This window comes from Mesorhizobium helmanticense (assembly GCF_003034915.1).
Classification (GTDB): domain Bacteria; phylum Pseudomonadota; class Alphaproteobacteria; order Rhizobiales; family Rhizobiaceae; genus Mesorhizobium; species Mesorhizobium helmanticense.
Genome location: NZ_PZJX01000015.1, coordinates 21,784 through 46,881 on the forward strand (window position 1 = coordinate 21,784; position 25,098 = coordinate 46,881).

Annotated in this window: 20 protein-coding genes and 1 pseudogene; 9 read left to right on the forward strand and 12 right to left on the reverse strand. The window is 63.5% G+C overall.

Features of this window, described 5'->3' with window-relative positions; all coding sequences use genetic code 11:
• The first annotated feature begins 110 nt into the window (after positions 1–110).
• Positions 111–2,309: a catalase/peroxidase HPI gene (katG, locus tag C9427_RS07145; RefSeq protein WP_107648473.1), complete on the forward strand. Its 2,199-nt coding sequence runs from the start codon at positions 111–113 to the stop codon at positions 2,307–2,309.
• 71 nt (positions 2,310–2,380) lie between these two features.
• On the opposite strand, the gene C9427_RS07150 is transcribed toward katG, so the two are convergent.
• Complete coding sequence (locus C9427_RS07150) at positions 2,381–3,058, reverse strand: MIP family channel protein (RefSeq protein ID WP_107648436.1); 678 nt, start codon at positions 3,056–3,058, stop codon at positions 2,381–2,383.
• A 266-nt stretch (positions 3,059–3,324) separates the two neighbouring features.
• On the opposite strand from C9427_RS07150, the gene C9427_RS07155 reads away from it, so the two are divergent.
• The 5 genes from C9427_RS07155 (at position 3,325) to guaA (ending at position 7,983) form a co-directional block, all read left to right on the forward strand.
• On the forward strand, positions 3,325–4,614 hold the full coding sequence (locus C9427_RS07155) for an RsmB/NOP family class I SAM-dependent RNA methyltransferase (RefSeq protein WP_107648437.1): 1,290 nt from the start codon (positions 3,325–3,327) through the stop codon (positions 4,612–4,614).
• Between the two features lie 72 nt (positions 4,615–4,686).
• Entirely contained in the window at positions 4,687–5,139 is a 453-nt protein-coding gene (locus C9427_RS07160; RefSeq protein ID WP_097572227.1) for a TspO/MBR family protein, read from the forward strand.
• A 97-nt stretch (positions 5,140–5,236) separates the two neighbouring features.
• A complete protein-coding gene (locus C9427_RS07165; protein ID WP_107648474.1) occupies positions 5,237–5,695 on the forward strand; it encodes a PaaI family thioesterase in 459 nt (152 codons plus the stop codon).
• Between the two features lie 4 nt (positions 5,696–5,699).
• Complete coding sequence (locus C9427_RS07170) at positions 5,700–6,365, forward strand: 5'-methylthioadenosine/S-adenosylhomocysteine nucleosidase (protein WP_107648438.1); 666 nt, start codon at positions 5,700–5,702, stop codon at positions 6,363–6,365.
• A 55-nt stretch (positions 6,366–6,420) separates the two neighbouring features.
• On the forward strand, positions 6,421–7,983 hold the full coding sequence (guaA, locus tag C9427_RS07175) for a glutamine-hydrolyzing GMP synthase (RefSeq protein ID WP_107648439.1): 1,563 nt from the start codon (positions 6,421–6,423) through the stop codon (positions 7,981–7,983).
• Positions 7,984–8,404: 421 nt separating this feature from the next.
• On the opposite strand, the gene C9427_RS07180 is transcribed toward guaA, so the two are convergent.
• On the reverse strand, positions 8,405–9,727 hold the full coding sequence (locus C9427_RS07180) for a four-carbon acid sugar kinase family protein (protein WP_107648440.1): 1,323 nt from the start codon (positions 9,725–9,727) through the stop codon (positions 8,405–8,407).
• Between the two features lie 4 nt (positions 9,728–9,731).
• Positions 9,732–10,982, reverse strand: a complete 1,251-nt coding sequence (gene oiaX / locus C9427_RS07185) for a 3-oxo-isoapionate-4-phosphate decarboxylase OiaX (protein ID WP_107648441.1) — start codon at positions 10,980–10,982, stop codon at positions 9,732–9,734.
• Positions 10,983–11,167: 185 nt separating this feature from the next.
• On the opposite strand from oiaX, the gene C9427_RS07190 reads away from it, so the two are divergent.
• A complete protein-coding gene (locus C9427_RS07190) occupies positions 11,168–11,881 on the forward strand; it encodes a transcriptional regulator NanR (RefSeq protein ID WP_107648442.1) in 714 nt (237 codons plus the stop codon).
• A gap of 10 nt (positions 11,882–11,891) precedes the next feature.
• Here C9427_RS07190 and apnL read toward each other — a convergent pair whose 3' ends face one another.
• From apnL to C9427_RS07235, 9 genes and pseudogenes are all read right to left on the reverse strand, one after another.
• Positions 11,892–13,730, reverse strand: a complete 1,839-nt coding sequence (gene apnL, locus C9427_RS07195) for a D-apionate lactonase (protein WP_107648443.1) — start codon at positions 13,728–13,730, stop codon at positions 11,892–11,894.
• Entirely contained in the window at positions 13,727–14,761 is a 1,035-nt protein-coding gene (locus tag C9427_RS07200; protein WP_107648444.1) for a Gfo/Idh/MocA family protein, read from the reverse strand. Before C9427_RS07200 ends, apnL begins: the two co-directional genes overlap by 4 nt.
• A 2-nt stretch (positions 14,762–14,763) precedes the next feature.
• Entirely contained in the window at positions 14,764–15,828 is a 1,065-nt protein-coding gene (locus tag C9427_RS07205; protein ID WP_107648445.1) for an ABC transporter permease, read from the reverse strand.
• Positions 15,821–17,377, reverse strand: a complete 1,557-nt coding sequence (locus tag C9427_RS07210) for a sugar ABC transporter ATP-binding protein (RefSeq protein WP_107648446.1) — start codon at positions 17,375–17,377, stop codon at positions 15,821–15,823. Before C9427_RS07210 ends, C9427_RS07205 begins: the two co-directional genes overlap by 8 nt.
• Entirely contained in the window at positions 17,374–18,015 is a 642-nt protein-coding gene (locus C9427_RS07215) for a DUF2291 family protein (protein ID WP_107648475.1), read from the reverse strand. The genes C9427_RS07210 and C9427_RS07215 overlap by 4 nt, the downstream gene beginning before the upstream one ends.
• A 95-nt stretch (positions 18,016–18,110) precedes the next feature.
• Entirely contained in the window at positions 18,111–19,052 is a 942-nt protein-coding gene (locus C9427_RS07220) for a D-ribose ABC transporter substrate-binding protein (protein ID WP_107648447.1), read from the reverse strand.
• 277 nt (positions 19,053–19,329) lie between these two features.
• Complete coding sequence (locus C9427_RS07225) at positions 19,330–20,157, reverse strand: phosphogluconate dehydrogenase C-terminal domain-containing protein (protein WP_107648448.1); 828 nt, start codon at positions 20,155–20,157, stop codon at positions 19,330–19,332.
• Between the two features lie 111 nt (positions 20,158–20,268).
• A pseudogene (locus C9427_RS07230) lies at positions 20,269–20,691 on the reverse strand (ABC transporter permease); the annotation flags it as partial.
• A 107-nt stretch (positions 20,692–20,798) separates the two neighbouring features.
• Positions 20,799–21,917 (reverse strand): NAD(P)/FAD-dependent oxidoreductase, encoded by a 1,119-nt coding sequence (locus tag C9427_RS07235; RefSeq protein ID WP_107648449.1) that lies wholly within the window; start codon positions 21,915–21,917, stop codon positions 20,799–20,801.
• Between the two features lie 103 nt (positions 21,918–22,020).
• Between C9427_RS07235 and C9427_RS07240 the strand changes: the two genes are divergently transcribed.
• A complete protein-coding gene (locus C9427_RS07240; RefSeq protein ID WP_107648450.1) occupies positions 22,021–22,926 on the forward strand; it encodes a LysR family transcriptional regulator in 906 nt (301 codons plus the stop codon).
• A gap of 89 nt (positions 22,927–23,015) precedes the next feature.
• Positions 23,016–25,094 (forward strand): hydantoinase/oxoprolinase family protein, encoded by a 2,079-nt coding sequence (locus C9427_RS07245; RefSeq protein WP_107648451.1) that lies wholly within the window; start codon positions 23,016–23,018, stop codon positions 25,092–25,094.
• The last annotated feature ends 4 nt before the right edge of the window (positions 25,095–25,098 follow it).

The window sequence follows — 25,098 nt, forward strand, 5'->3', positions numbered from 1 at the left end:
AAACAGGAAAGGCAATTTGTTTTTATCGGCGATGCGGCCTACTCTGGAATCATTCCAGAATGGTGCGGCCGCTGGGCCCGCCCGGAAAACTCATGAAATCGGAGACGAAAATGGACGCTCAAACCGACGATCCCAGCACGGGCAAATGCCCGGTCGTGCACACAACCATCGCCAGGGCCAACCGCGACTGGTGGCCGAACCAGCTCAATGTCCAGGTTTTGCACCAGCAGTCCTCGCTGTCCGATCCGATGGGCGAGGCGTTCGACTATGCCGAGGAGTTCAAGAGCCTCGACCTGAACGCGGTGATCAAGGATCTGCATGCGCTGATGACGGACTCGCAGGACTGGTGGCCGGCCGACTTCGGCCATTACGGGCCGCTGTTCATCCGCATGGCCTGGCACAGCGCCGGCACCTACCGCATCGGCGACGGCCGCGGCGGCGCCGGAGCCGGCCAGCAGCGTTTTGCGCCGCTGAACAGCTGGCCGGACAATGTCAATCTCGACAAGGCCCGCCGGTTGCTTTGGCCGATCAAGCAGAAATACGGCCGCAAGATCTCCTGGGCCGATCTGATGATCCTCACCGGTAACGTGGCGCTGGAATCGATGGGCTTCAAGACTTTCGGTTTTGCCGGCGGCCGCGCCGATGTGTGGGAGCCCGAACAGGACATCTACTGGGGTCCGGAAGGCAAGTGGCTGGCCGACGAGCGCTACAGCGGCGACCGCGATCTGCAGAACCCGCTTGCCGCCGTGCAGATGGGTCTGATCTACGTCAATCCGGAAGGCCCGAACGGCAATCCGGATCCGCTCGCCGCGGCGCGCGATATCAGAGACACCTTCGCGCGCATGGCCATGAACGATGAGGAGACAGTCGCGCTCATCGCCGGTGGACACACTTTCGGCAAGACCCATGGCGCCGGCGACGCGTCGCTGGTCGGCGTCGAGCCGGAAGGCGCCGACATCGAGCAGCAGGGTCTCGGCTGGGCAAGCACATTCGGCACCGGCAAGGGTGGCGATGCGATCGGCAGCGGCCTGGAAGTGACCTGGACGACGACGCCGACGAAGTGGAGCAACAACTTCTTCGACAATCTGTTCGGCTTCGAATGGGAGCTGACCAAGAGCCCGGCCGGCGCCCATCAGTGGACGCCGAAAGGCGGCGCCGGGGCCGGCACCGTTCCGGATGCCCACAGCCAGGCCAAGCGTCATGCGCCCTCGATGCTGACCACAGACCTCGCCCTGCGCTTCGATCCTTCCTACGAGACGATCTCGAAGCGCTTCCACGAGAACCCGGATCAGTTCGCCGACGCGTTCGCGCGCGCCTGGTACAAGCTGACCCACCGCGACATGGGCCCGCGTGTGCGCTATCTCGGCCCGCTCGTTCCCAAGGAAGAACTGCCCTGGCAGGACGTCATCCCGGCGGTCGACCATGTCCTGATCGACGAGCAGGACGCTGCAGCGCTCAAGGCTGAGATCTTGGCGACCGGCCTTTCGGTGCCGCAACTGGTCGCGGCAGCCTGGGCTTCGGCCTCGACCTTCCGTGGTTCCGACAAGCGCGGCGGGGCCAACGGCGCGCGTGTTCGCCTGGCGCCGCAGAAGGATTGGGCCGTCAATCAGCCAGCCGAGCTGGCCAAGGTCCTCGACAAGCTCGAAGCGATCCGGAAGGCATTCAATGCCTCGCAGTCCGGCGACAAGAAGGTTTCGCTTGCCGACCTGATTGTTCTCGGTGGCAGTGCCGCCATCGAGAAGGCTGCGAAGGACGGCGGGAACGACGTCAAGGTTCCCTTCACGCCGGGGCGCATGGACGCTTCGCAGGAGCAGACCGACATCCACTCCTTTGCGCCACTGGAGCCGGCCGTCGACGGCTTCCGCAACTATGTCAGTGGCAAGCTGCGGCTGACTGTCGAGGAGGCGCTGGTCGACCGGGCGCAATTGCTGACGCTGACGGCGCCGGAAATGACGGTTCTGGTCGGCGGCCTGCGCGTGCTCGACGCCAATGTTGGGCAATCCAAGCACGGCGTCTTCACCAAGCGGCCGGCAACGCTCAGCAACGACTTCTTCGTCAACCTGCTCGATATGGGCACGGAATGGAAGGCGACGTCGGACGCCAAGGATGTGTTCGAGGGCCGCGACCGCAAGACCGGCGAAGTTAAATGGACCGGCACCCGCGCCGATCTCATCTTCGGCTCGCATTCGCAGCTGCGCGCTCTCGCCGAAGTCTATGCGACGGCGGACGCGAAGGAGAAATTCACCAGGGATTTCGTGGCGGCGTGGACTAAGGTGATGAACGCCGACCGCTTCGACCTGGCGGCCTGATCCAGGCACTTGATGTAACAAAAGAGGCGCGGGCCGTGGTCCGCGCCTCTTTTGTATTCAGGCTTCGAAAATCAATCCTTCTCGAAAATGCCGGCCTTGGCGACGACACCTGCGATGGCGCCGCCGATCAACGGTGCGACGATGAACAGCCAGAGCTGGCCGATCGCGGCACTTCCCGAAAACAGCGCCGGGCCGATCGAGCGGGCCGGGTTGAGCGACGTGCCGGTGACCGGGATGATGGCGAAATGCAGCCCGGCCAGCGTCAGGCCGATGACGAGGCCGGCGAAAGCCGTCGTATGCTTGGCGCTGGTGACGCCGAGGATCACCGTCACGAAGGTGAAGGTCCCGATCAGCTCCCACAGGAACGCCGAGCTGACGCCCCATTTTGTCGTATCCCAGCCATTGGCGCCGAAGCCGCCAGTGTGGCCGCCGACCTGGCCGGAAACGATGATCCACAGCGCCAGCGACGCGATGATGGCGCCGATGACTTGCGCGATCCAGTAGGGGATGACGTCCTTGGCCGGCATCCGGCCGGCAAGGAACACGCCGAGCGTCACCGCCGGATTGAGATGCGCGCCCGAGATCGGGCCGATCGCATAGGCCGCCGCAATAAGGCCGATGCCGAACGCCAGACCGATGCCTTCCTGGCCAATCGGCAGCGCGCCGCCGAAGCCGCCCGTCACCACCGAAGCAGTGCCGATGAACACCAGTAGAAATGTACCCAGAACTTCCGCCAGATAAGTCTTCATTGCCCTCTCCTCGTAATTTCCCGTCGATCCGCTTGCTGTTCTTGGCGAATCACGCAGCGGAAGAGTATCGCAACCTGAAAAGTTTGAAAGCGCGAGCATTGCGCCAGCCGGCGCGCTTGTGCGCTCCAGTCGCGCACTGTAGAGCGCGCAGGGAACGCTCCACGCCCGCGCCGTACCTTTCCGAAAATCGTTCCGATTTCTGGGCTGATGCGATAGAGCAGGGCCGAACGCAATTTGCCGACAAGGCCAAACAACGGAAATAAAAAATGCGATTGGGAGGACGTCTGGCGGCGGCCATTGAAGTGCTGGAGGACATTAGCCGGCGCCACCGTCCGGTGGCCGACGCGCTGAAGGACTGGGGGCTGTCGCACCGCTTTGCCGGCGGCGGCGACCGCGCGGCAATCGGCAACATCGTCTATGATGCGCTGCGCCGCAAGCGCTCCGCCGGCTGGCTGCTCGGCGAGGACACGCCACGCGCCATCGGCTTCGGCGCGCTGCTGCTCGAATGGGACCAGACGGCGCAGTCGCTGAACGGGGCGCTCGACGGCGACAAGTTCGCGCCGCCCTTGCTGAGCGACGGCGAACTGAAAACAGTCGCCGACCGCCGGCTTGCCGATGCGCCGGCTGCGGTGCGGGCCGATATTCCCGATTGGTGCGAACCGCTTTTCGAGCGCGCCTTCGGCGCGAACTGGGTCGGTGAGGGCGCCGCACTTGCCACCCGTCCGCCGCTGGACATCAGGGTCAACACGCTGCAGGCCGATCGCGCCAAGGTGCTGGCGGAACTGACGCAAACCGGCGCGAAAGCCGCCGACATCGCGCCGCACGGCATCCGCATCCCGCCGATCGACGGCGACGGACGCCATCCGAACGTACAGGCCGAGCCGGCCTTCCAGAAAGGCTGGTTTGAGGTCCAGGACGAGGGCTCGCAGATTGTGGCAGCACTTGCCGGCGCCGAGCCTGGCATGCAGGTTCTCGATTTTTGCGCCGGCGCCGGCGGCAAGACGCTGGCGCTGTCGGCGGCCATGGGCAACAAAGGCCAGGTCTTTGCGCATGACTCCGAGAAAGCGCGGCTGGCGCCGATCTTCGACCGCATTCGCCGCTCGGAAAACCGCAATGTGCAGATCGTCACCAAGCCGGCGGAACTCGCCCCTCTCGAGAACCACATGGACATCGTCCTGGTCGATGCGCCTTGCACCGGCAGCGGCACCTGGCGGCGCCGGCCCGATGCCAAATGGCGGTTGACGCAGAGACAGCTCGATGCCCGCAAGGCCGAGCAATCGGCGATCCTCGACGATGCCAGGGCCTTCGTCAAACCCGGCGGCCTGCTTGTCTACATCACCTGCTCGGTCTTCGACGAGGAGAATGGCGACCAGGTCGCGGCCTTCCTGGAGCGTCATGACGGCTTTGTCCCGGTCGACCACCGGAAGTTCTGGGACAGCCGCTTTCCCGGCCACGCGGCTGCCGCGCGCATTGGCGGCGCGGGCGGCATCTCGCTGTCGCCGCTGCTCAGCGGCACCGACGGGTTTTATCTTTGCGCACTGCGTAAGGCTGGCTGACGCCGCGGTTGACATTCCACGCCAGTGCTCCAGTTCGGAGGTGGCGGCGCTGAAGCCGCTAAGGGGCCTTGCTTGCAAAAATACCTGTCGCTTTTTCTTTTCCTTGTTCTGGTGCTGGGCGGGGGCTTGCTGATCGGCTACGCGACCTTACCGGGCGAATGGTACGCGTCCCTGGTGAAGCCGCCCTTCAATCCACCCAACTGGATTTTCGCGCCGGTCTGGTCGCTGCTCTATGTAATGATCGCCATAGCCGGCTGGCGAGCATGGCGGTGGAATCCGGCCAGCCCGGCGATGAAGATCTGGGGTGCCCAACTGGCCTTGAATTTCCTCTGGTCACCGACCTTCTTCGGCGCCAAATTGATGGGGCCGGCTCTTGTCGTCATTGTCCTGCTTCTGGTCAGCATCATTGCCTTCATCATCCGGGTCTGGGATCGTGAGCCACTTTCCGGCTGGTTATTCGTGCCATATGCGGCATGGGTCGCTTTCGCGACCTTGCTCAACGCGTCTATCCTTTGGTCGAATTGATATGCCTTTGTTGCAGTGCAGCAAAAGCGATTGCCTGTCGTACGCGCCTCTGCAATAAGCTTCCCTGAGATGTGCCTGAGGTGTGAAAGCAATGGCCATGGCAGCAAAGATCGTACCCGCCCCCGACTATGAGGACCGCGTCAGAACGTCCTTCGCGCGCCAGAAGGCCATGACGACCATCGGCGCCGAACTGACGCTGGTGACGCCCGGCATCATCGAGATCGAGATGCCCTATTCGGCGGCGCTAACCCAGCAGCATGGCTTCCTCCATGCCGGCGTCATTTCGACGGCGCTGGATTCGGCCTGCGGCTACGCGGCGTTCTCGCTGATGCCGGAGAATTCCAGCGTGCTGACCATCGAGTTCAAGGTCAACCTGCTGGCGCCTGGCCGGGGCGAACGCTTCCTGTTTCGCGGCTCGGTCACCAAGCCCGGCCGTACCATCGTCGTCGCCGACGGCCAGGCGTATGCCTTCGCCGCCGACGGCGAGGCCAAGCTGATCGCCACCATGACCGGAACGATGATGACGGTGGTCGGGCGTGATGGCATTGAAGGGTGAGCCGATGGGCAACGCCGTCCGGATCGCGGGCAGGAACGTCCTCTTCGTCATGGCCGCCGAAGCCGAATACGGTCCGCATCTCAAGCGACTGTTCACGCCTGTGATGACAGGCGTGGGACCGGTCGAGGCGGCTGTCAGGCTCGGCGCTGAACTGTCCTGGCTGAAGTCCGAGAAGGCGCTGCCGGACCTCGTCGTTTCTCTCGGTTCGGCTGGCAGCCGCACGCTTGAACAGACGGAAATCTACCAGGCCGCATCGGTCGCTTATCGCGATATCGATGCCTCGCCCTTGGGCTTCGAGAAGGGCGCGACGCCGTTTCTCGACCTGCCGGTGACGGTGCCGCTGCCGTTCCGGATTCCAGGCATCCGGGAGGCGACGCTGTCGACCGGTGGTGCGATCATTTCCGGTGGCGCTTATGATGCGATCGCCGCGGACATGGTCGACATGGAGACCTTTGCCTGTTTGCGCGCCTGTCAATTGTTCGGCGTGCCGCTTGTCGGGCTGCGCGGCATTTCCGACGGCGCCGCCGATCTGAGGCATGTCGGCGACTGGAAGGAATATCTCCACGTCATCGACGAGAAGCTGGCCGATGCCGTCATGCGGCTCGACCAAGCGATCGGATCGGGCGCACTTCAGTTTGATTCATCGCGTGAAGATGCGGAATCGGATTGAGAGAGACGTCTCGCAACCCATTGCGCCGACTCATTTCTTTCTCTAAACGCTCGCCATGAAGACAGCCAATCACCCCGACACCGTCCTGATTGTCGATTTCGGCAGCCAGTTTACGCAGCTCATCGCCCGCCGCATCCGCGAAGCCGGCGTCTTTTCCGAGATCGTGCCCTTCCAGTCGGCCGAAGCGGCCTTCGAGCGCATTAATCCTAAGGCGGTAATCCTGTCGGGCGGCCCGGCCTCGACGTCGGACATTGGCAGCCCGCGCGCGCCGCAGATCGTCTTCGACGCCGGCGTGCCGGTGCTTGGCATCTGCTATGGCCAGATGGCCATGTGCGTGCAGATGGGCGGTGTCGCCGAAAGCTCCGACCATCGCGAATTCGGCCGCGCCTTCGTCGAGATCGAGAAGGACAGCCCACTGTTCGAGGGCCTGTGGGCGCCCGGCCAGCGCCATCAGGTGTGGATGAGCCATGGCGATCGCGTCATCTCCTTGCCCAAGGGCTTCGAGGTGCTTGGCAAATCGGAGGGCTCGCCCTTCGCCATCTTCGGCAATGTCGAGCGCAAGATGTATGGCATCATGTTCCACCCCGAGGTGGTGCACACGCCGGATGGGGCAAGGCTGCTCAGGAATTTCGTCCACAACATCGCCGGCATCGAGGGCGACTGGACGATGCGCGCCTACCGCGAGCACGCCGTCGAGACGATCCGCAAGCAGGTTGGCAAGGGCAAGGTGATCTGCGCGCTGTCGGGCGGCGTCGATTCCTCGGTGGCGGCACTCCTGATCCACGAGGCGGTCGGCGACCAGCTCACCTGCATCCTCGTCGACCACGGCCTGATGCGCAAGGACGAGGCAGCAGGCGTGGTGGCGATGTTCCGCCAGCATTACAATCTGCCGCTGATCCTGGTCGACGCCTCGGACCGCTTCATCTCGGCGCTGGAGGGCGAGGCCGACCCCGAGAAGAAGCGCAAGACCATCGGCCGGCTGTTCATCGAGGTGTTCGAGGAGGAGGCCAAAAAACTCGGCGGCGCCGATTTCCTGGCGCAGGGCACGCTCTATCCCGACGTCATCGAAAGCGTCTCCTTCACCGGCGGCCCGTCGGTGACCATCAAGTCGCACCACAATGTCGGCGGCCTGCCCGAGCGCATGAACATGCAGCTGGTCGAGCCGCTGCGCGAACTGTTCAAGGACGAGGTCAGGGCGCTCGGCAAGGAACTCGGTCTGCCCGACAGCTTCATTGGCCGGCATCCGTTTCCAGGCCCCGGCCTTGCAATACGTTGCCCGGGCGGCATCACCCGCGAGAAGCTGGAGATCCTGCGCGAGGCCGACGCCATCTATCTCGACGAGATCCGCAAGGCCGGCCTGTACGACGCCATCTGGCAGGCCTTCGCCGTGCTGTTGCCGGTGCAGACCGTCGGCGTGATGGGCGATGGCCGCACCTATGAATTCGTCTGCGCGCTGCGCGCCGTCACCTCGGTCGACGGCATGACTGCGGATTTCTACCACTACGACATGGCGTTCCTCGGCGCCGCCGCCACGCGCATCATCAACGAAGTGCGCGGCATCAACCGCGTCGTCTACGACGTGACGAGCAAGCCCCCGGGTACAATCGAGTGGGAGTAGAGGGATACAAACGGCGGCGTTAGCGTAGTTTCGGTGGCGGCGTCACTGTCGAAAATTGTTTTCGTGTCCGTATCGCATTTCCGCTGAACTGGCATTCTCCATCTGCGATCTGGCAAGTCCGATCTGCGCCCACGTCCCCAACGAAGTAAAGACCTTTCAAAAAGGGAGAGGGCTACAGCGTAGAACGACGTGCACAAAGGCGGGTCTGCTTCGCGCCGCATGTCCGTCATTCCGGGCGAAGCGCAGCCTTCCCGGAGGCGGTCATCGCTCAACTTTACCCCCAAAGGCCTGGTCGGGAGGGCTCTGCTGGTCCACTTTCGGGCATACATGTTTTCGCATGGTGCTTCGGCGCAAGTTGAAGCACTAATGGACAGTGCATGTTTCTCTTCAGGTTTCGCGGTTTACCAGCCTAGCGCCACTGTCAACTGCGAAGGCCGTCACGGATGGACGAGAAATAACGGTCGGTTCCTACCTGCCCGCCCTTCAACGCGACCTCTAGCCCGTCGATCGCTTCGATGCTGGAATGAGCTACGCAAAGTGGGGAACCGGGCGAGGCGGGCAGGGTCATCCTGACAGTCAGCGCGTCGACGCCCATTTCTCCCAGCGCATGGCTTGACGTGTCGCCGCCGGCAATGATCACGCGCCGCAAGCTCTGCTCCTCCGTCAATTGGCGCAGCAGCGCACCGAGGCCTCGGCCGAGCTTGTGGCGCGCGCCCTCCTGCCGGTCGATCTCGGCGCCGCGATCCGCCTTAGGCCCGAGCGCCGTGTAGAGGATGACGCTGCGCCCCGCCTGCAGGCTGGCGCGGCCGCGTACTGCCGCACGCGCGATCGCCTGATCGGAACGTTCCGAAACCAGTTCGATAGGATCGACCTCGATCCCGTCGAAGCCGTCGGTCAAAGCATGGCGGATCTGCCGTTCCGTTGTCGGCGAGCAACTGCCCGACACCACAGCTATCCGGTCGGCGGCGCCCGGCGGTGGGAAACTCGCGCTTGCATTTCCCTGCCATTCTGCAAGCAGCGCATATTCGATGCCGGAAGAGCCGACGACAAAATACCCCCCCTGCTTGCGGGCGCGCCAGATCTCCTTGCCGGCAAGGGCCTGGGTGTCGCGGCTGTCGACATCGACGAGCACGATGCCGGTGCCGTCGGCGATCAGCCGATCGAACGAGCTCGACCGCGACGCGGATTGCAGGGTCGCGAGGTCAACCAGCCCTGACGTAAGCTCCGTCTGCCGCGACAGGTGGATCAGCAGGTCGGATTCATCCATCGGCGTGGTCGGGTGGCGACTCATCACCGGATGGCGGTCGATGCGGAAATACTTTTCACGATAGGCCGCAAACAGATGCCCGAAGGCAGTGTAGCGCTTGAGCTGCGGCGCGCCGACCAGCAGCGGCACGCTGTCCTGACTGAAGACAGAGCGGCCGATCTCGATCGCCCGGCCGATGCTGCCGATCGTCGGGCTGGAATCGAAGGTCGAGCAGACTTTGTAGTGGCAGATCTCGGCGTTGAGTGTCTTCAGCCAGGCGAAGGCGCTCTTGAGATGCGTGTCCATCCATTGCGGCGTCTCGCTTCGGCTGGTCCCGGCCAGCCCGATGGCCTGGCAATGGCTGAACTGCGCAAGCAAGGCCTCGTCCGGCTGGCGCATGAACAGCACGGTGGGCACGCCGCCGAGCTCGAGCGCCTCCATGACGTCGGTCGAGCCGGTGAGGTCGTCGCCATAATAGCTGAGCAGCAGGTTTTGCATCGCTTCAGGCCGCCTTGCCGTCACCGAATTTTTCGATCGAGCGCGCCAATTCCGCATGATTGTGGGCGAATTCCGCCAGCGACGTGCCGTCGACCGCCGCTTGCCACGCCTGCTGCACGGCGCGCACGCCGGCGCCCGGACCGTCCGGATGGCTGACGATGCCGCCGCCGCAGAGATAGAGGAGATCGACCGTCCGGCCGGTTCGTTCGTATGTCTCGGGCGCCTGTCCGCCCCACTGGCCGGAACCCGCAACCGGCAGCGCGCAATCATCAGGCGCAAAAATCGGCGTCGTCACCGCCTTGAAGGACTCGACGAAAGACTCGTCCGGCTCCCAGTATTTCGAGGCGATGCCGTTGATCTGAAACTGGTCGACACCGAGCAGCCGCCAGAACTGCTGCCAGACCTTGAAATCCATGCCGAGGCCGGGATGTCGTGTGAGGATATCCCAGCCATTGCGATGGGCGTGGATCACCAGGCTGGAGCGCTTCCTCAAAAAGGCCATGCCACCAAAGCCGATGGAATTGATGTTGACCACCGCGCAATTGCCGCCGGCCTTCGCCACCAGATCGTGGTTGCGCATCATCTCGTCCGGATCGGCATGCGAAATGCCGAAGGCATACATCACCTTCTTGCCGGTCTTCTGCTGGTGGTCGAGGATGAGCGGCATGATTGCCTTCACGCGCTCGGCCAGCGGCGAATAGGCGGGGCTCATCAGCTTCTCGTCGTCCTTGATGAAATCGACGCCGGCCGCGATCAGTTCTGCCACCATTGCGGCCGCCTCGTGCGGCCGCAACCCCAGCGCCGGCTTGACGATCGTGCCGATGATCGGCCGATCCGTGACGCCAGTCAGCCTGCGGCTGCCGGCGACGCCGAACTGCGGACCTGGATGCGCGCCCCGATAGTCCTCCGGCAGCTTCATGTCGACGATGCGGATGCCGGACAGGCCCTTGATCGAATAGACGCCGCCAATGGCGATGGTCATCAGCGCCGAAAGGTCGGTGCCGATGGCGTCGAACGGAAAGGCGATATCCACATCCGCACGCTTGAACGGCCCATCACCGGTCTCGGGAATGGAGGGCTGAAGGGCGTCGGGCAGGTGCCGTATTGCCAGAACGCGTGCGGCCACCCTGGCCTTGAGTTCCTCGGTCTCGCCCGGCAGCGCAACGAAGGTTCCGGTCGACTGGTCGCTGGCGATCTTGGCCGCCAGCGCATCGATGCTCCCCGACGTTTCGATGCGGTAGGTAAGGGTGATCATGATCTGCTATCCAGGTCGAAGGAGTTCGAAAAAAGTTCCCTGATCCTCGAAATCTGGTATAATGAGTACATAAGTATTGCAAGGGATATCCTGCTTGCGGGATATGATCCGACTGGCGGACAGGCATTCTGGAAATCATGACGGCAGTGCTAGATAGAGGCCGGTCAAGGGAGTGATTCGCGACGATGAACCGTTCGGAGCCGATCGTCCGGCGCAAGCTTTCCGACGAAGTCTTTTTACGGCTGAAGCGCCTGATCACCAGCGGTGAATTGCTGCCGGGCGACGACATGCCGTCGGAGCGCGAGCTGATGGAGCGCTTCGAGGTTGGCAGGCCGGCGATCCGCGAGGCGATGCAGGCGTTGAGCAATATGGGGCTGGTGGCGATCTCGCATGGCGAGCGCGCCAAGGTGCTGCAGCTGACCGCCAAGTCGATCATCAAGCAGGTCGACGGGGCGGCCAAGATCATCCTGTCGTCGTCGAAGGACACGCTGGAGCACCTCAAGACAGCGCGCATCTTCTTCGAGCGCGGCATGGTCAGGGAAGCCGCCGAAAAGGCCACCGCAGAGGATGTGCAGCGGCTGCGCGCCACCGTTGCCGAACAGCGCAGCTTTCGCGGCGACTCCGAAGCCTTCATATCCGTCGACATGAAGTTTCATACCCAGATCGCCGCGATATCCGGCAACCCGATCTATGTTGCGGTCAGCGAAGCGATGCTGGGTTGGCTGAAGGAATATCACACCGAAATGCTGATCTGGACCGGCAAGGAACAGTTCACGCTCACCGAGCACGAAGAGATCATCGGCCGCATCGAGAAGAAAGATGCGGAGGGCGCCGAAAAGGCGATGATCAAGCACCTCGAACGCTCGCGCGCGCTCTATGTGATGAATTCGGAAAAGTGAATCCGCAAGTTCAGCTGATCCGGCTGATCGCGTAAGGCGCCATCACAAGCTGACCTTGGCCAAGCGCTGAAATGTCGACAGGTACATCGTCCGCTGTCAGGTTCGCCAGCCACAGGACGGTCTTGCCCGAGGCGGAGCGCCCGGCCAGCGCCAGCACCTTGGTCTCATCGCTCGTCCTTGCCGCCAAATGCGCAAGGCCGGCCATTTCGCAAAGCCCTTTGATGGCGTGGAAGATCGGCCGGGGTGTTCCCTCTGCGACGGGTTCTCCAGATGCCGCGAGCACGCCAAACGGCCCGGTTAAACCGGAGAGCGTGAGTTGCTCCAGCCCAACCGATGCGACTCGCGCGGCATAGCCGATCGTCCATGCCGCCGAGAACAGGCCGGCATGGCGGGGATCGCGGTCAGCCATGGCAATGCGCTGTCCCCCAGGATTGGCCTTTGTCGCGCCGCCGTAAGGGTTCTGCCGCATGGCGATGGTCGACGGACCGATGCGGTAGGGCTTTGTTCCAAAGATCGCCCGCACGGATGCGATGATGAAAGGCAGCGCCTCCAGCGATTGCATGACGCTGAGATCGTCGGCGGCATGCACGATCGGGCAGGTGCAGTGGCTGACGAAATCAAGCTGATTGGGCGGCACGCGCTTGCGGTTGAGTTCGGTGAAATAGCTGAACATGCCGCCGCCGAGGCGCAGATCGGGAAAGGCGCGCCGGGCAGCGGCATAGACCTCTTCGAGCGGCGGACACTCGGGCCAAGCACTGCCGGGCGGCGTCGACTGCCGGTCGACCGAAGGCGAGACGGCGATTGCCGAGAGCGTCAGCCCGGCCTGGCGTACCCTGTCGGCGACGCCTGACAGCTCAACACTGAGATCACTCGCGCCGGCAACAACGCATTCGAGGGTGGTGGATATCGGATAGGCCACCGCAAGCCGGGCATACGAGCGCAAGGCGTCGAGCCCATGACCGCGCGTCGGATCGTAGTGGAAGATCAGCTGCTGAGGACCCAGCGCGGCGAGTATCGGGAGGTTTGCGAGCGCAGTGTCGGCGTCTTCCGGGTAGATGATCACGCCGATATCCGGCAGCTTCGGTCCGGCTTCGCCGAGTTCGACGCGAACCGGCTCGGCGATTGCTGCAGCGGCCGGGACTTTCGCGTCGCCGGTTATGCGCAGGCTGATCGTCTGGCGCAGGCTTCGGCCGGCAGGCAGCACATAGGGCCATGGCAGCGCGAGCGGTCGAACATAGGTCTTGTAGGATGCATCGGACCAGTTGCGCTGGTCCTCCATCTCGAAGGTGTCACCTTCCATCCGGCATTCGGCGGTGACGCCAGACTGAACCTGATGGGTAATCGACCGCAGATTCTTGAAGGGCTGCCAGGGGTCGATCAGGTCAGGAAGCCTCGTCGCCACCACGCTTCCGTCGGTATGCTCGACCGTGACCGGGCTGCCGGCCAGGCCGGCGATCGGATGCAGGATGCAGAAACCGCAGCGATTGGTTTCGAAATCGCTTTCGGGGAGAGCCGTTGCGTCGAAAACCAGCCGGCCGTCGGCATCGCCGTTGATCGTGGCACGAAAGTCGAGCCTGCTTCCGCCTTGCCCCAAGCAGCTTGCCGAGTAACTGACAGTGAAGGCATCGGCGCCCAGGTCGATGACGAGATCCGTCAGCGTCGGTTCGTAGGTACCCCAGTCGCGATCCCTGACGATGTAGGCGATGGCGCGCAGCACTTCGATGCCGCCATAGCGGACGGAGCGCAGGTTGCCATTGACGAAGTCGGCGCTGAGCGTGCCAGCCCGCAGCCTGACCGGTTCGGCTTCAACCGCGCGCGTGCCGTAAAGGAGGAAGGCGTCGGTAGTCATCTCAGCAAGGCGTCGAGCTGCACCGGTTCGCGGCTCGCAGCACCCGCATAGGCGGCCTCGACCAGCGCGAACGTCTTGAGATTGTCCGCACCTGAGGTGGCGGGTTCGCGGCCCGCGGCAAGGCAGTCCACCCAGTGCTGCTGGATGGCAACGACGCTTTCCTGGATGTTGTGCCAGGGCCGCGATGCCCAAGGCAGCAGCGGCGGCGAGGCGTCAGTCACCTTCGTGCCGTTCTTGCCGGTGACGGTAAGCCGGTACCCTTGCGCAAGCCGGATGGTGCCGTCACTGCCGTCGATTTCGATCAGCGTTTCGGGAAATGGTTCGGTGGCGAGCTTCGTCGCGTAGCTGCAGTCGACCACCGAGGTGGGGCCGCTCTTGTGGTCCATCAGCATGGTTGCGACGTCCTCGCCGGCGATAGCAGGGTTGATCCGCGCGGTTCGTGTCGTGATCGTCGACACGTCGCCCAGCAAGAAGCGGGCTATGTCGAGACTATGGATGCCGAGGTCCTCGATGATGAAGCGCTTTCCCGTCGCCAGATAGGGCTGGCCGGAAAACACGTCATAGGCAGAGCGGAAGGAGATGCGGCCGAAGAAGGGCGTGCCGATCTCGCCGCTGTCGAGCACGGCGCGCACCGCCTGGACCGGTGACTGCCAGCGGAAATTCTCGTGCACCATCAGCTTCACACCGGCGTCCGCACAAGCCTTTACCATCGCCTTGGCGTCGGCAAGCGTCGGCGCGAACGGCTTTTGGCAGATTGCCGGAACACGGTGCCGTGCTGCCATCTCGACCAGCGGACGATGGCTGGGTGCTGTGGTGGCGATATCTACGAAATCCAGGCTTTCGCCGGCAAAAAGTGTCGTCGCGTCGGTATAGCGCCGGGCGATGCCGAACTGGTCGCCGACGATCCTCAATCGTTCCGGGTCGCGGTCACAGATGGCGACGATCGAGACGCCGGCAATGTCGCGCCAGGCATGCATCTGGTTGACGGCAAAGAAGCCGCAGCCGATCAGCGCTCCACGCAACTCCGTCATGCTCAGCCTGCCTTTGCCATCTGCATCAGCGTCACGCGGCTCTGTAGCCGGCGCTGCGCCTGATCGACGACGACCGCGACGATGATGACGAGGCCCTTGATCACCATCTGCCAGAACGAACTCACCCCCATCATCACCAACCCGTCCGAAAGAATGCCGATGACGAAGGCACCGACAATGGTGCCGCCGATCGTGCCGCGCCCGCCCGACATCGAGGTGCCGCCAAGCACCGCCGCCGCGATGGCGTTCAGCTCGAAACTCTCGCCAGTTGCCGGATGCGAGGCCATCAATTCGGAGGAGATGATCAGGCCGACGATCGCCGCGCAGAAACCCGAGAACATGTAGACGAACATCTTCACCATGTTGACACGCACGCCGGAAATTCGCGACGCCCGTTCATTGCCGCCGACCGCGAAGATGTGGCGGCCGAGCGGCGTGTATTTGGCGAGATAGGCCGCCGCCAGCGCAACTACGATGAGGATCCAGATCGCCACCGGCAGGCCGAGCAGTCGGCCGGCGCCGAGGAAACCGAAGCCAGTGGTGCCGAGTTCCGACTTGCCGACGAGGTTGGGGAAGGTGCGGCCATCGGACGACAGCAGCGCCAGGCCGCGCGCGACATAGAGCACGCCGAGCGTTGCGATGAACGGCGCGACGTTCAGCCTGGTGATCAGCAATCCATTGACGGCGCCGATCAATATGCCGACGGCAAGGGTGATGAGCGCGATTTCGACCACGTTGAAATAGATGGTGTAGCCGATCTGCAGGTCGATGCCGTTGAGCACGAGATAGCCGGCGACCATGCCGCACAGGCCGACGATCGAGCCGACCGAAAGGTCGATGCCGCCGGTGATGATGACGAAGGTCATGCCCATGGCCAGGAACGCATTCAGCGCCACGTGCTTTGACATCAAGATAAGATTGGCGGTCGACAGGAAGTTCGGCGCCGCGATCGAAAAGAAGATCAGCACGGCGATCAGCGCGATGAAGGTCCGCGCCTTCATCAGCGTCAGCAGCAGCGAGCCGCTGGCAGCAGAGGGAACAGCCGCCTTGGCCGGGATGTCAGTCATGGGCGGTGTTCTCCGTGTGCGGGGCCGGCCCGTGGCCAAGCGCCGAGGCAGCGACAAGAACTGCCTCCGTCGCCTCGGCGCGATCGAACATGCCGGTCAGTTTTCCATTGCTCATCACCGCGATGCGGTCGGACAGCGCCATCACCTCATCGAGATCCGAGGTTGCGAAGAGAATGCCCAATCCGTCGCGCGACAGTTTGCGCATGGTGCGGAAGACGTCGGCCTTGGCGCCGACATCGATGCCGCGGCTTGGCTCGTCCATCAGCAGCACCTTGGGCCCGGTAAGCAGCGCCTTGCCGATCACCACCTTTTGCTGGTTGCCGCCGGACAGCGACGAGACCTCCTGTGCCGGATCGGCAACCTTGATCGCCAGTTCCCGCACCATCTGCACCACCGCCTGCCTTTCAGGGCCGCCGCGGATATGAAATAGGCGGACAAACCGCGACAGGCTGGCCAGCGTCAGATTGCTGGCAACCGACAGGATCGACACCAGCCCTTCGCGCTGGCGGTCTTCGGGGATCAGCGCCAGCCCGCGCCGGATGCGCCGTGTCGTATCGCGCTCCTTGACCCTCTTACCGGCGATGAAGATCGTTCCGGTGGCTCGGCCATGACGGCCCATGATGCAGTCGAACAGCTCGCTGCGTCCGGCGCCCATCAGGCCATAGATGCCGAGGATCTCGCCGGCGCGCAGCGACAGCGAGACATGGTCGACCGCAAGACCGCCGGTCGCGCGCGACAGGCAGATGTCCTCGGCGCGGAATATCTCTTCGCCTGGAACATGGCCGTCGGCTTTGGCAAAATCCTTGGCGTCGGAGCCAATCATTTGCCGCACGATCCACCGCGTGTCGACGTTTTTCATCTCCTCCTGACCGGTGATGTGCCCGTCGCGCAGCACGGTGATGTAGTCGCCGATGCGGATCAGCTCCTCGAGCCGGTGCGAAATGTAGACGATGGCGACACCGCGCGCCTTGAGGTCGGCAATCACCTTGAACAGGATCTCGACTTCCGCTGCACTCAGGGCCGAGGTCGGTTCGTCCATGATCAGGATGCGCGCATCGAGCGAAACCGCCTTGGCGATCTCGACCAGTTGCTGCTGGCCGATGCGCAGATCCTCGACCAGTATGTCGGGCCGGATCCCGGCCTGCAGGCGTTCGAGAAATTGCGCAGCGCGGCGCTCCTGCTCCTTGCGGTCGATCTTGCGGAACCGGTTGGTGATCTCGCGGGTGGCGAAAATGTTCTCGGCGACGGTCAGGTTACCGAACAGGTTCAGCTCCTGGAACACCATGCCGATGCCGCGGTTCACCGCGTCTCCCGATGACGCGAAGGAGACGTCTTCACCTTCGAGCAGAATACGGCCGGCGGTCGGCTGCTCTACCCCGGCAATGATCTTCATCAGCGTCGATTTGCCGGCGCCGTTTTCGCCGACCAGCACATTGACCGCGCCCTTGCGCACCTCGAAATTCGCGCGCTTGACCGCAACGGTGCCCGAATAGACCTTGGAGACGTCTTCCAGCTTCAGAATGACATCGTGATTTGCCACGGTACTCATGGCTTCGGCCCGATCTCTGCCTCCGCCGGCGTCACCAGCGGCAGGTCCTGGCCGCTTTCGAGCGTGTAGGCGCCGAGTATCTTGGCCGTCCGGCCTTCCAAGGCGTCGCGCGGCAGTTTGGAAAGCACGGTCTTGCCGGCATAGGCGTTGAACGCCTTGCCGAACTGGGCAAAATCGATCTGGTTGGTGAAGTCGTTGAACTGGACGAAATCGAGGCTGTCGCGCAGCGCGGTTCCCCGCATCGCTGGTCCGATCTGCACCCGCGCATCCGCCTTGCCGTCGCCATCGACATCGACATCCACCGTCGCCGCGCGCGACTGGGTGTTTGCGGCGACGATCTCGCCCTCCAGGCGAACGGTGAAGGTCCATGGCGAGTTCGCCTGCTTATTTGGGTTACCGTATTTGGCACCGGCAGCGGCGGGATCGGTTTTCGCCAGGGCGTGCACCTCGGGAAACGGCCCGGCTTTCTGCTGGAGATAGGGCACGACCTTCGCCGCCCATATCTCCTCGACCATCTTGTCCGGATTGAAAGCGGCAGCGTCGCCGCCGTCCGCCGATTGTGTAGGCAGAATCTTGCAGGCGGTCAGGCTGATGCCGACTGTCACGGCAAGGATCGACCAGGTCGGCTTGTTCAGCATGGCGGCCTGTTGTGCAGCATGGTGGTCGGTACCCACAGAAAACGGCGGCGAGGGACGAATCGAAATTCGCCCCTCGCTATTCATGTCACGCTGGCTCAGTTCGTCAGCGCGAAGGTTTCCAGCTTCGGAGCGTTTTCACTGTTGACCAGAACGCAGTCCATCAACTGCTTTTCCTTGGCGGGCGACTTCTTGTTCTTGATGAAGTCGTTGGCCTGTTCAACCGCCATCTGCGCCTGCGCATAAGCCGGCTGCAGGACCGTCGCCTTGATGCCGCCCGCGGTGATCGAATCGCGCACGTCGTTCGATCCGTCGAAGCCGACAACGATGACGTCCTTGCGGTTCGCCGCGACCAGCGCCGCATAGGCGCCCATCGCCATCGTATCGTTGCCGGAGATGACGCCCTTGATGTCGGGGTTGGCCTGCAGGATCGATTCCATCTTGGAATAGGCCTCGGTCTGACTCCAGTTGGCCGATTGCTGGGCGACCATCTTCAGGTCCGGATAATCGTCGATGACGTCGTGATAGCCCTTGGAGCGGATGCCGGCATTGGTGTCGGATTCCTTGCCGACGAGCTCGACGAAATTGCCCTTCTCGCCCATCAGCTTGACGAATTCCTGCGCACCGAGCTGGGCGCCCTGGTAGTTGTTGGAAACGATCTGCGCGACGGCAACGCCGGTGGCGTTGATCTCGCGGTCGATCAGGAAGGACGGAACGCCCGCGTCCTTGGCCTTCTGCACGGCAGCGACGGTGGCATCGGCGCCGGCATTGTCGAGGATGATCGCCTTGGCGCCGCGACCGATCGCCGTGTCGATCAGTTCGGACTGCTTGTTGGCGTCATCGTCATGGACGAGCACCAGCGCTTCATAGCCGAGTTCCTTGGCCTTGGCTTCCGCGCCGACGGCTTCCGCCTTGAAGAACGGATTGTCGTGTGAGGGCGTGATGATGGCGATGAGGTCCGCCGCATAGGCTGGGGCTGCGGTGCCAAGTGCCAGCATGCCGGCGAAAGCCGCGAGTGTCATTCTGCGAGTGAGTTTCATGAAGTCCTCCCGTTGAAAAAGCCTTGATCAATTCAGGCCACTGTCCGCATTTCAGACTGCGGATCGTCTCAGTTGCAAAACCGTTTGTTTGCCAGCTGAACGGACCGTCGTGCACCCGCTTTCCGGCCGTCCTCCGTTCGTCCAGGCCACGAATCCCCCTGCAAAGGCGTGTTGGCCTGAGCACAGCAATAGCTAGGCCAACTGGTATGATGAGTCAATCACAAATTCAGATGACATGTACCTGATGAGTATGCGATTTCCCCTTCACCCGCCTTTTTCAGGTGATGCGCTGAATGCTTGCGGCGATCTCTTCCGGCTCGAACACCCGCTTCCAGTCGTCGCGCATCAGCACCGGCTTGCCAAACTCGATCGCCTTGTTGCAGGCGTCGGAGAACACACCCTTGGTTTCGCCGAAGATTACGGCGCCGAGCACGTTCATGTGGCCGAGCAGGAAGTCGAGTGCGGCCTGCTGGTCGACGCCGCGCGCAACCACTTCATCGACGGCTTCCTTCATGACGACGAGCAGCGAGGCGCACACGGTTTCCGAAAGGCCGGGCTCCAGCAACGCCATCTGATCGACGCTGACGCGGTGCGAGCGCATGACCGGCGCCCAGATGATCTTGGCGATCGCCTCGCCCTTGGCGAAGTCCTCCTCCGGCCCCTGCATCAGCGCGCTGACCATATGCTGTTTGGCCTTGACGCCGCCGAAATAGTCCTTCTTGGCCGCCATGTCGGTCTCGTCGTTGAAGATCGGCGGATGGCAGGGATGGGTGACGAAGTAGGTCAGGTCCGGCCGCTTCGGCAAATGGCCGGCGAAAGGTGCTGCGGCGTCGAGCACCACCACCATCGTGCCTGATGCAAGCTTGCTCTCGATGCTGGCCGCGACCTTGCCGATATGCGTGTCGGGAACCGCCAGGATCACCACCTCGGCGCCTTCGAGCGCCTCATCGGCGCTGACGGCATTGAAACCCAGCCCCGATTTCAGCCGCTCGCGGCCGGCCTCGCTGACCTCGACATGGCGTATCGTGTAGGGCGAGCCGCGAAAATTGGTCGACAGGCGGTAACCCATTTTCCCGCCGGCACCGAACAGTGCAATCGTTGTCATGTATCGCTACTCCTGATGTCCAACGACGGCTCCGCCAATCGTCATGTTATCAACTGGTATAATCACTCTACCAAAGTTTGGCAATCTGGATCGGCATGGAATGCCGCTGATTCATGCCGGGCCACCCCTGGTCAGCGTTGCGGCATCATCGTCGCCGCTCGCGACATCGACGGACGTTCGCCGCGCCATCGCTTGCCTTCCAGCAAGAGCGAGCACGAAGATGACGACGATGCCCTGGACGATATCCTGGGCGCCGGGAGGCAGGCCGATGATCTGCATGGTGGTGACGATCAGGATGAGAAGAATGCTGGCAAACATGGTGCCGAGCGCGGTTGCCGAACCGCCGAAGATAAGCGTTCCGCCCAGCACCACCGCTGCGATCGACTGCAGCAGATAGGGCTGGCCCATTTCGAGGAAGGCGCCGCCAATATAGGCGCCGAGCAGCAGCCCGTTGAGGGAGGCCAGCACCGACGAGATGATGAATGCCGATGCAATCACCGGGCCATTCCTGATGGCGGCCAGCCGTGCGGGCGCGCAACGCCCGCTTGAGATCCTCATACTCGAAGGCGCCGGCGAGACTGACTATCCCGCCTTCGCGGCCAAAAAGGGCCGTCGTTGCGCGGATGTCGTGAGTTGCTTCTTCAGGCGGCGCGGCCGAAGCGATCAACCCTGAAATCGTCGAGCGGCGTTTCGCAACGGTCGGTCATGATGAGCTCGGCCATGGCATCGCCCACACCCGGACCGAGCTGGAAGCCGTGTCCGCTGAAGCCGAAAGCGTGAAACAGGCCTGGCGTCGTCGCCGAGCATCCCATGACCGGCAGCATGTCCCTGACATAGCCCTCGCAGCCGGACCAGGTGCGGATGACCGTAGCCTGCGCGATCGCCGGCAGCAGTCGCGCGACGGCGCGCAACTGCATGGGCAAGCGCATGGGGTCGGCGGCCGCGTGGCCTGGATCGAGGTCCACCGCGACTCTTTCGGCCGCTCCGCCGAAGACAATGTTGCCTCGCTCGACCTGACGCAGATAGGCGCCATGGTCCTTATTGCGCGTCCAGATGCCGACAACCGGCAGGATCCGATGCGGCAGTGGCTCGGTCACGCCCATCTGCGGGCCGCGGGCGTCGAGCGGAACCGCTTCGCCGAATTGTGCGGCGATGCGCGCGCCCCAAGCACCGGCAGTGTTGAGCAGACACTCGGCGTCGAACGTACCTTTTGAGCTGGCTACAAGGAAGCTGGAGCCCGTGCAGGTGATCTTCTCCACCTCAGCCGCCTCGACGATTTCGGCGCCCAGCCTGCGGGCAGCCTCGGCAAAGGCCGGTGCGATCAGCCGCGGATTGCCGCTGCCATCGTGCGGCGAGAACGACGCCGCAATAGCATCAGGACCGAGACCGGGAAAACGAGCGCGAATCTCGCGCGGGCTGAGCTCCTCCAGTTCAAGCCCCCACGGCAGCGCTGCCTCGGCATAGGCCCGCATGTCGGCGAGGCTATCTTCATCGAAGACCAGCCGGATATGGCCGGCAGCGCGGAATTCCACGTCGCGGCCAAGCATTTTTTCGGCCTCGCCCCACAGCCTGAGCGAGCGATGGGCCAGCGGAAGCTGGGACAGATGACGCCCCGTGCGCCGGATGTTGCCGAAGGAGGCAACCGTTGCTCCAGCGCCGATCCGGTTGCGCTCGATCAACGTCACGCGCGCGCCGCGCCGGGCCAGGAAATAGGCCGAAGCCGTCCCCATCAGTCCGCCGCCCAGCACGATCACATCCATGGCGCCCTCTTGCGGTGAATCTTTGACCAATCTTGTCCGCACCACGGTATTGCGTCAAAGATGGGTTTGGACAGAAGCCATAAGCTTTACCTATGGAGTAGCAATGCGGGCCAGGCAGCTCGAAGTGTTCATCGCCGTCATGCGCGCGGGCACCGTGACCGCCGCGGCGCGGATGCTGAACATCTCCCAGCCTGCTTTGAGCCAGATCCTGCTCCACGCCGAGGACGAACTCGGCTTCACGCTGTTCGAGCGGGTGAAGGGCCGGTTGCGGCCGACCCCGGAGGCGCTCGAGATCTTCCCTGATGCCGAGAGGTTGTCGGCGGGGCTTGAAGGCTTGCGCCGCAAGACTACCGATCTACGCCTGGGTCGGGCAGGGCTGGTGCGGGTCGCCGCCTCGCCGCCGCCGGCCATGGCTATCTTGCCGCGTGCGTTCATCAAATTCCGGGCCCAGCATCCCAACATAATGTTGCGTGCTCATAGCGCGCCGATCGCTGCCATCATCGACATGCTGCGAGCGGGCGATGCCAGCCTCGGCGTGGCCATGGACGACCGGCTCCCTCCGGATATTGAGGCGGAGGTGATCGGCAGCGTCGGCTTCGCATGCCTGCTGCCCGCTGGGCACGCGCTGCAAAAGAAAGCCGAACTGACGCTCGCCGACCTCGCCGGGGAGGAGTTGATATCGTATCGCGGCAACACTCGTCCTGCCGACGAACTGGCCAACGCTGCCCGCGCGCAAGGTGTGACGCTTTCGCCGTCGCTCGAAATCGACGTATCCATCTCCGCGGTCGGTTTTGTCCAGGCCGGTCTGGGCATCGCCTTGGTCGACGCGCTGCTGCCTTGGCATCAGTTTGCCGGGCTTGCGGTCAGGCCGCTGACGGCAGGACCGGAATTTCCGATCGCGCTTCTCACTTCGCGGACGCGGGCCCTTTCACGCTCCGATGAGATGATGCGCGACCAGATCCGCGTGGCCTGTTCCGCCGTCCTGCATGAGCATCGCGCGAAGACATAAGCAAGACTTATATCCCTACTCATCATACGTCTTGGACCCGCACCATCCGGTCGTGCCAGGTTTGCTTGGCAGACAGGAAGGGACGCATCATGGATGGTGTCATCATGGCGGATGAGGCGCAGAACAGAGCCGACTGGAAGGTCGGCGTCGATATCGGCGGAACATTCATCGATTTCTGCGCGCTCGAAGCAAATTCCGGACGCCTCGCCTCGCTGAAAGTGCTGACGACGCCAGAAGATCCGGGCGCCGAGCTAATGACCGGTCTCACTCTGCTGGCCGAGCGCGAAGGCTTTGACCCTGCCCATATGACACGCTTCGTGCATGGCACGACCGTCGGCATCAACACGATCATCCAGCGCAAGGGCGCGCCGCTCGCGCTGTTTACCAATGCGGGCTTCGAGGACGTTATCGAACTCGCAAGGCTTCGAATGCCGGACATGTATTCGCTGTTCTGCTCGCGGCCGGACCCGCTGATCTCGCGCGACATGGTGTTCGGCATTCCGGTCCGCATGCGTGCCGATGGGAGCGAATCCCGGGCGCCGGACATGGCGGCGGTGGAAATGGCGGTGGCAGTGGCGAAAGCGAACGGGGCGCAAGGCATCATCGTGTCCTTCCTCCATTCCTGGCGCAATGCCGCGCAGGAAGCATCCGTGAAGGCAGCGATAGCGCATCTTGCCCCCGACCTCTTCGTCTTCTCCTCGGCCGAGGTCTGGCCGGTCATTCGCGAATACGAGCGCAGCTCTACAGCCATTCTCAACGGCTATGTCCATCCGCGTGTCTCTGGCTATCTGACGGCGCTGGAAGAGCGGCTGAAGGGCCGAGGTGTGCCGGCCCGCCCCATGCTGACGAAATCGAACGGCGGGCTGATGAACGCTGCCGAAGGCAAGCGCGCCTGCGTCAACATGCTTTTGTCGGGAACGGCCTCGGGCGTCATCGGCGCCTCATGGCTGGCGCGCCAGGCAGGCGAAGACAAGGTTCTTACCCTCGACATCGGCGGCACCTCGGCCGACTTTGCGCTTATCATCGGCGGCGAGGCGCAGTTTGGCACCGGCGAACTGATCGGCGAATTTCCGCTCCATATCCCTTCCGTGTCGGTGAGCTCGATCGGTGTCGGCGGCGGCTCGATCGCCAGTGTCGATGCGCAGGGTGTGCTGCGGGTCGGACCGGAATCGGCCGGTTCGACGCCAGGACCCGCGTGCTACGGCCGTGGCGGCGAGAGGCCGACGGTGACGGACGCCATGGTGGTGTGCGGATGGCTCGGTCACAGCGAGATGGCCTATGGCCAGCTCAGGATCGACACCAGACTGGCGCATCGCGCGGTCGGCGAGCTTGCCACCCGGCTCGGCCGCCCCATCGAGCAGACCGCGCAGGCAATCCTCGACATCGCGGTGTCGGAGATGTTCGTCGAGGTCGAGAAGCTTGCCTCGCGCGCCGGCGTCGACTTGCGCGATTTCACGCTGATGCCTTTCGGTGGCGGCGGCCCAATGCTCGGCGCCTTCCTTGCCCGCGAACTCGGGATGAAGCGCGTCATGGCGCCCCGCCGACCCGGTGTGGTGTCGGCGCTGGGCGGGCTGGTGGCGGACCTGCGCGGGGACTTCATTCGCACCATCTTCAGCCCGCTATCGGGCGTGGCGCTCGCCGGGATTCGCGAGGCCTTCGAGGCGCTGGCGCGTGAGGGCCGCGACTGGCTTGCGGCGCAGGGGCACGATGCGGCGGCGGAGCTCAATCTCACCTGCGACATGCGCTATGTCGGGCAGAGCTATGAGATCGAGGTCGTCCTTCTGCCGGAATGGCTGACGGACGGCAATGTCGCCGCCATCGAGCAGGCCTTCCATCTCACCCATGAGCGGCTCTACGATTTCCACGACCCGGAGGGCGAGATCGAACTTGTGAATGTCCGGCTATCGGCCATAGGTGCAGGGCCGAAACTCTCTCTCCCGGAGACCGACGAGATCGATGCTCCGGCCATTCCGGCGCGCCGGCTCTCCGTCTACACGGGTGCCAGCGTCGAGACCGTCGACCTCCACAACCGGCAAGCCCTCGTGCCGGGCAGCACGTTCCACGGGCCTGCCGTGGTCGTCCAGGAAGACACTACCTTCGCCATTCCCACCGGAACGCAGGCAAGGGTCGACCGCCATCTCAACCTTTTGCTGACCTTCCCGGAGTGATGCC